The sequence below is a fragment of the Kitasatospora sp. NPDC059577 genome (genome assembly GCF_042735475.1).
GTDB lineage: Bacteria > Actinomycetota > Actinomycetes > Streptomycetales > Streptomycetaceae > Kitasatospora.
Genome location: NZ_JBHWBZ010000074.1, coordinates 1 through 5,871, shown reverse-complemented (window position 1 = coordinate 5,871; position 5,871 = coordinate 1). Strand labels below are relative to the sequence as shown.

6 protein-coding genes are annotated in these 5,871 nt (G+C 74.9%); 1 reads left to right on the top strand and 5 read right to left on the bottom strand.

Features of this window, described 5'->3' with window-relative positions; genetic code table 11:
* Positions 1–145: 145 nt before the first annotated feature.
* From ACFV0O_RS36505 to ACFV0O_RS36490, 4 genes are all read right to left on the bottom strand, one after another.
* The gene (locus ACFV0O_RS36505) at positions 146–997 is read right to left on the bottom strand and encodes an ABC transporter permease (protein WP_380348407.1); all 852 of its coding nucleotides are present in this window, start codon (positions 995–997) and stop codon (positions 146–148) included.
* Positions 994–1,956, bottom strand: a complete 963-nt coding sequence (locus ACFV0O_RS36500; protein WP_380348404.1) for an ATP-binding cassette domain-containing protein — start codon at positions 1,954–1,956, stop codon at positions 994–996. Before ACFV0O_RS36500 ends, ACFV0O_RS36505 begins: the two co-directional genes overlap by 4 nt.
* 165 nt (positions 1,957–2,121) lie before the next feature.
* Complete coding sequence (locus ACFV0O_RS36495) at positions 2,122–2,526, bottom strand: cupin domain-containing protein (protein WP_380348402.1); 405 nt, start codon at positions 2,524–2,526, stop codon at positions 2,122–2,124.
* Entirely contained in the window at positions 2,523–4,010 is a 1,488-nt protein-coding gene (locus ACFV0O_RS36490) for an MFS transporter (RefSeq protein WP_380348400.1), read from the bottom strand. Before ACFV0O_RS36490 ends, ACFV0O_RS36495 begins: the two co-directional genes overlap by 4 nt.
* 57 nt (positions 4,011–4,067) lie before the next feature.
* On the opposite strand from ACFV0O_RS36490, the gene ACFV0O_RS36485 reads away from it, so the two are divergent.
* Positions 4,068–4,736, top strand: coding sequence for a TetR/AcrR family transcriptional regulator (locus ACFV0O_RS36485; protein ID WP_380348397.1), 669 nt, complete (start codon positions 4,068–4,070; stop codon positions 4,734–4,736).
* A 57-nt stretch (positions 4,737–4,793) separates the two neighbouring features.
* On the opposite strand, the gene ACFV0O_RS36480 is transcribed toward ACFV0O_RS36485, so the two are convergent.
* The gene (locus ACFV0O_RS36480; RefSeq protein ID WP_380348395.1) at positions 4,794–5,756 is read right to left on the bottom strand and encodes a hypothetical protein; all 963 of its coding nucleotides are present in this window, start codon (positions 5,754–5,756) and stop codon (positions 4,794–4,796) included.
* Between the last annotated feature and the right edge of the window lie 115 nt (positions 5,757–5,871).

The following is a 5,871-nucleotide window of genomic DNA, read 5'->3' as shown; positions in this document are numbered from 1 at the left end:
ACACCCCCTCTCCTCTCACCACTCTCTCTGTGTGTTTGGCGCTCTCAGACTGTCTGGGTGTGCCCGACACTCTTGGGGGGGGGGGGGGCCTTGCCCGCCCCCCCCCCCCACTCCGAGTGTGTCAGGTGTCCCGCCCGACCAGGACCTAGGCGTCGGTGCGCAGCAGGCGCAGGGCGGCTCCCGCCAGGGCGAGCACCGTCCAGCCGAGGAAGACGACCAGTCCGGCCGTCGGCGACAGCGTGGTCGCGTCGTGCTGGAGGGCGAACATCGCCTGGCCCGCGTGGCTCGGCAGGTAGGGGGTGATGTGGTCCTGCCAGGAGCTGGGCAGCAGCGCGGTCAGGCCGGGGATCAGCATCAGGGTGGCCACCAGGACGGCGATGCCGCCGGCGACCGAGCGCAGCAGCGCGCCGAGGGCGACGCCGATCACGCCGACCAGGGCGAGGTAGAGCCCGGCCCCGAGCAGGCCGCGCACGACCCCGGCGTCGGAGAGGGTCATCGCGGCGCGGGTGTCCGAGAGGATCCGGCTGTCGACGAGGAAGGTGGCGAACGCCCCGACGGTGCCGAGCACCAGTGCGATCGCCCCGAACACGAGGGCCTTGGACCACAGCACCGGCAGGCGGCGCGGCACGGCGGCCAGCGTGGAGCGGATCATGCCGGTCGAGTACTCGCCGGCCGCGACCAGCACCCCGAGGACGCCGAGCGCCAGCTGGGCGAAGTTGGTGCCGAACAGGGACAGGCTCAGCGCGCTCGCGGTGGCGAAGTCGCGGTCCATATGGCGGCCCTCGCTGAGCCGCGACTTGAACTGGGACGCGGCGATCAGGCCGAAGGCGAACAGGAAGAGCAGGGCCAGGCCCAGGGTGATCCAGGTGGAGCGCAGCGACCACAGCTTGGCCCATTCGGAGCGCAGCACCCGCAGCGCGGTCACCTTGTACGGCGGGCGGGCGGGCCGGAGGTCGGCGGGCGCGGACGGGGTCGGGCTCGGTGCGACGGTGCTCATGCCGCGCTCCTCGGGTTCTCGGTGCCGGCGGTGGCCGCGGCGGCGTTGGCGGTGGTGGTGCCGTGGTACTCGACGGCGTCACGGGTCAGTTCCATGAACGCCTCCTCCAGGGACACCGTCCGGGGGGTGAGCTCGAAGAGGGCGATGCCCTGGTCGGCGGCGGCGAGGCCGATCTCCCGGGCGGTGCGGCCGGTGACCAGGAGCTCCTCCGAGCCGGCCCGGCCAGTGATCTCCACGCCCGGTCCGGCGAGCGCGGAGCGCAGCGCGGCCGGGTCGGCGCTGGCGACCTTGACCGCGTCGCCGCCGGCCTCGCGGACCAGGTCCTGGACGGTGGTGTCGGCCAGCAGCCGGCCCCGTCCGACGATGATCAGGTGGTCGGCGACCAGGGCCATCTCGCTCATCAGGTGGGAGGACACGAAGACGGTCCGGCCCTCGGCGGCGAGCGCGGTCAGCAGGTTGCGGATCCACAGGACGCCCTCGGGGTCGAGGCCGTTGACGGGCTCGTCCAGCATCACGGTGGCCGGGTCGCCCAGCAGGGCCGAGGCGATGCCGAGCCGCTGGCCCATGCCGAGCGAGAACGCCCCGGCGCGCTTTCGGGCCACCGACTGCAGCCCGGTCAGCTCGATGACCTCGTCGACCCGGCGGCGCGGGATGCCGTGGGTGTGGGCCTGGGCCATCAGGTGGTTGAAGGCGGAGCGCCCGGGGTGGATCGACTTGGCCTCCAGCAGCGCCCCGACCTCCTGCAGCGGCGCCGTGTGCTCGGCGTAGCGGCGGCCGTTGACCCGGACCGTGCCGCTGCTGGGGGCGTCGAGTCCGACGATCATCCGCATGGTGGTGGACTTGCCCGCGCCGTTGGGCCCGAGGAAGCCGGTCACCGTACCCGGCCGGACCATGAAGTCCAGCCGGTCCACGGCGGTCTTCTCGCCGTACCGCTTCGTCAGCTGGTGCGCCTCGATCATCGGTCATCCCTGTGCTCCGGGGCCGGTCCGTCCCGGCCGCCCTCACCTTCCACGCTAGGGGCGGGGGCGGCCGGAACCGTGGTACCGGGGGCCGAACATCCGCCCGGCCGTAGTACCGCGGTACCACCGGGCCGTGCGACGGCCGGGGCGACCGGCGGCTTCCGGTCAGTCGGCGTCGCTGCGCCGTTCGAGTCGGGTGCCGGTGCGCAGGGTGATCGACATCAGGTCGCTGGGGGCGTCGAGCTCCAGCCGGTGCCAGCGGCCGCGGGGGACGACCACCGCGGTGCCGGCCGCGAGTCGGACCGTCTCCCCGGCCGCGCCGGGCCTGGTGGGGCGGAAGTGGACGCGGACGCCACCGGTCAGGCAGCACACCGCCTCCTCGGCCGCGGGGTGCATCTCCCAGTGGTCGGCGTGGACGTCGGCGTCGGTCTCCACGTGGAAGGTGGCGATCTGCCAGGCGCCGGCGTCGCCGCCGGTCATCCGGCGCTCGGTGGCCCGGACGGCGCCGTCGGGGTGGATGTGCAGGGCCGCGGCGAACAGGTCGACCGGGAGGACCGGGGTCGTGGTCATGAGGGCGTTCCTTCCAGGTGGTTCTCCGCCGGGGCGGCGGTGGCGGTGGTGGGCCCGGTGGCGGGGCCGGGCGCGGGGCCGAGCGCGGGGCCGGGCGCGGGACGGTGGCGGGGCAGGACGAGGACCGCGACGACCGCCGCCAGGACGAAGAGGGCGGCGGTGGCCGCGAGCCCGAGGGCGTACCCGTCGTCGAGCGCGCCGGGGTCGGTGGCGGCGCCGGTGCGGTGGGCGGCGACGGTCGCCAGGGCGGCCAGTCCCACGCAGCCGCCGAGCTGGCGCGAGCTGTTGAGCAGACCGGAGGCCAGGCCGGCCTCGTGCGGGGCGATCCCGGTGGTGGCGGCGGCCGCGACCGGCGCGAGGACCAGTCCGGTGCCGATGCTGGTGACCAGGGACGGGCCGAGGACGTCGGTGAGGAAACCGCCGTCGGGACTGATCCGGGCGAACCAGGCCAGGCCCGTGGCGGCCAGCAGGGCTCCGGGGACGAGCGCGGCGCGGGGCGTGCGGGTCGCGGTGATCCGGGTCGCGACGACGGTGCCCGCGACCAGCCCCGCCGAGAAGGGCAGGAACGCGCCGCCGGTGGCGGCGGCGCCCAGGCCGAGCACCAGTTGCAGGTGGAGGGAGACGAAGTAGAAGGCGGTGAACTGCCCGGCGGCGGCCAGGAACACCAGCAGGTTGGCCCCGGCGACCCAGCGGCTGCGCAGCAGGCCGAGGCGTAACAGCGGTGCGGGAACGCGGGTTTCGGTGACGACGAAGGCGGCGAGCAGTGCGACGGCGGCGGCCAGCGTCCCGAGGGTGGCGGGCGAGGTCCAGCCCCGGGCCTCGGTGCGGACGACGCCGAACACCAGCAGTCCCACTCCCCCGGTCGCGAGAACGGCGCCGAGCACGTCCGGCCGGTCCCGCCGGGCGGGGCGCCGGTCGGCGGGACCGGCGGCGGGGAGCAGCGCGAGTGCGCCCACCACGAAGGGCAGGTTGACCAGCATGACCCAGCGCCAGCCCGCGTACTCGGTGAGCAGTCCGCCCGCGAGGACGCCCAGTGCGCCGCCCGCCGCGTTGGCGGCGCTCCAGACGCCGAGCGCGCGGACCCGCCGGGGGCCTTCGGTGAAGGTGGTGGTGAGCATCGCGAGCGCGGCCGGCGCGGCCGCCGCGGCGCCCAGGCCCTGTCCGGCGCGGGCGGTGACGAGTTGCCAGGGTTCCTGGGCCGCGCCGCCCGCCAGGGAGCAGAGCGCGAAGACGGCGAGGCCCGCGACGAGGAGCCGCCGCCGGCCGTACAGGTCGCAGGCGCGGCCGCCGAGCAGCAGCAGCCCGCCGAAGGTGAGCGCGTAGACGTGCACGACCCAGGACAGGTCGAGCGGTGCGAATCCGAGCGCGGTGCGGATCGCGGGCAGGGCGACGTTGACCACCGACATGTCCAGGGCGAAGACGAACTGTGCGACGGTCACCGCCGCCAGCACCGCGCCGGGGCGCCCCCGTGAGTTTTTGTACATGTAAGGAAACTACCCTCGGGCGACCGCCGCTGTCGAGGGCCGGGGGATGATGGGGGCATGCAGCAGCCCTCCGCACCGCGCAAGGCCACCGGCCGGCCTCCCCGGATCTCCCGGGAGGAGGTCGTCGCCACGGCCCGCCGGATCGTGACCGAGGAGGGCGTCGGGAAACTGACCATGCGTCGCCTCGCCACCGAGGTCGGCAGCACGCCGATGGCCCTCTACCACCACGTCCGCAACAAGGAGGAACTGCTCGTCCTGCTGCTGGACGACCACGCCGCCCGGACCCTGCGGCCCGCCGACCTGCCGGACGAACCCCGCGAGCGGGTGGTCGCCGCGGCGGCCGCGATCCACGCGGCGCTCGCCGCCTGCCCGTGGATCGTCGAGGTGCTGACCGCCGACGACCTGATGTCCACCCACGCCCTGTGGTTCGTCGAGCAGATCGTCGACGGCCTGGTCCGCTGCGGACTGCCGCTCGAACGGGCCGTGCGGGGCTACCGCGCGATCTGGTACTACACCGCGGGCGAGATCGTCGTCCGGGCGACGGCCACCCGCCGCCGCACCGGGGACGACCGCCCGACCTACCGCGAGCAGGTCTTCGCCGGACTCGACCCGGCCGAGCTGCCCCGCCTGGCCGAGGCCGCGGGCCGCTGGGAACCGCTGACCGCCGCGGACACCTACGAGGACGGACTCCGCTCCCTGGTCGCCGGGCTGGTCGCCGCCGGCTGAACGAACCGCCCCGGACGGCCACGGCGGCCACACGGCCCGACGGGTGGGGTTCCGGGGTCAGGCCCCGCCCTGCCCCTGGAGGATCCGCTCCGCCGCCCGGACCCGGTCCTCCACCGTGCGCCGGTAGTCGTCCAACGCCGGGCCGTGGCCCTCGATGTACTGCGTGTCGTAGGCGGACTGCACGGCCAACGAGATGCCGACCAGATTGGTCGACAGCTTGCACGCGACGTCGTCCACGGCCTGCTTCAGCTCCTCGGCCGAGTGCCGGACGGAGACCACGCCGTCCTGCTCGCGCGTCGTGGGAAGCAGGCCGGTGTCGGCGAGGACGTCCTGCGGAGTCGCGTACCGGTACCCCTTGGCCCTCATGCACGAGCTCCACGCGGCGAAAACCGCGCGGACGCGCGGATCATCGGTGGGGACCTTGGGGCCGTGGTCCGGCAGGGCCTGCGGATCCGGGAGCGGGAGCGCGCCCCCGGTACCCCGCGCGCCCTCGCCCTTGCAGCCGCCGGCGGGCACGGATTTGCCCCCGTAGGCGGAGACCGCCTTCCCCGCCTGGTCCACTCCGTGCTCCACCGTCATCGCCTCGGGCGACGGCGGCGACGACGAACCCGCCGGCCCGCCGGGCGCCGCCGCCGGGACCCGGTCGTACCCGCTCACCGCGGCCTGCGCGGGGTCGAAGAACCCGTACAGCGGCGCGTGCGTGCGGTCGTACCGCAGGGCCTGGTCGTCGAACCCGATGAGGCCGGTGGCCACGGGCGGCAACCCGAACTCCCGCATGCACTTCTCGTTCAGCTCGTTCGCGGCGGACTGCAGGGTGGTGACCTGCTGCGGGGTCACCAGGTACCGGTCGATGGGCCGGGAGATCTGCTCCACCGCCGTGATCGTCGGCACCGGGCCGATGACGGGCACCGCCGCGGCGCCGGTCGCCGTCGATCCGCAGCCCGCCACGGACAGCGAGACCGACACCGCCAGGGCCAGCAACCCGGCCGTACGTCGCGTCGAACCGCGCATAGCACTCATACCGAACCGTCCCTGGAGGCGGGCGGGGGGGGGGGGGGGGCGCGGCGGGGGCGGGCGGGGGCCCCGCGGGGGCGGGGCCGGCCGCCGGGGTTGGGAGAGTTGAAGATAAGCTGTA

Excerpts from the sequence above, each read along its gene's own strand:
- ACFV0O_RS36505 (WP_380348407.1), bottom strand. The coding sequence starts at position 997 with ATGAGCACCGTCGCACCGAGCCCGACCCCGTCCGCGCCCGCCGACCTC.
- ACFV0O_RS36500 (WP_380348404.1), bottom strand. The coding sequence starts at position 1,956 with ATGATCGAGGCGCACCAGCTGACGAAGCGGTACGGCGAGAAGACCGCC.
- ACFV0O_RS36495 (WP_380348402.1), bottom strand. The coding sequence starts at position 2,526 with ATGACCACGACCCCGGTCCTCCCGGTCGACCTGTTCGCCGCGGCCCTG.
- ACFV0O_RS36490 (WP_380348400.1), bottom strand. The coding sequence starts at position 4,010 with ATGTACAAAAACTCACGGGGGCGCCCCGGCGCGGTGCTGGCGGCGGTG.
- ACFV0O_RS36485 (WP_380348397.1), top strand. The coding sequence starts at position 4,068 with ATGCAGCAGCCCTCCGCACCGCGCAAGGCCACCGGCCGGCCTCCCCGG.
- ACFV0O_RS36480 (WP_380348395.1), bottom strand. The coding sequence starts at position 5,756 with ATGAGTGCTATGCGCGGTTCGACGCGACGTACGGCCGGGTTGCTGGCC.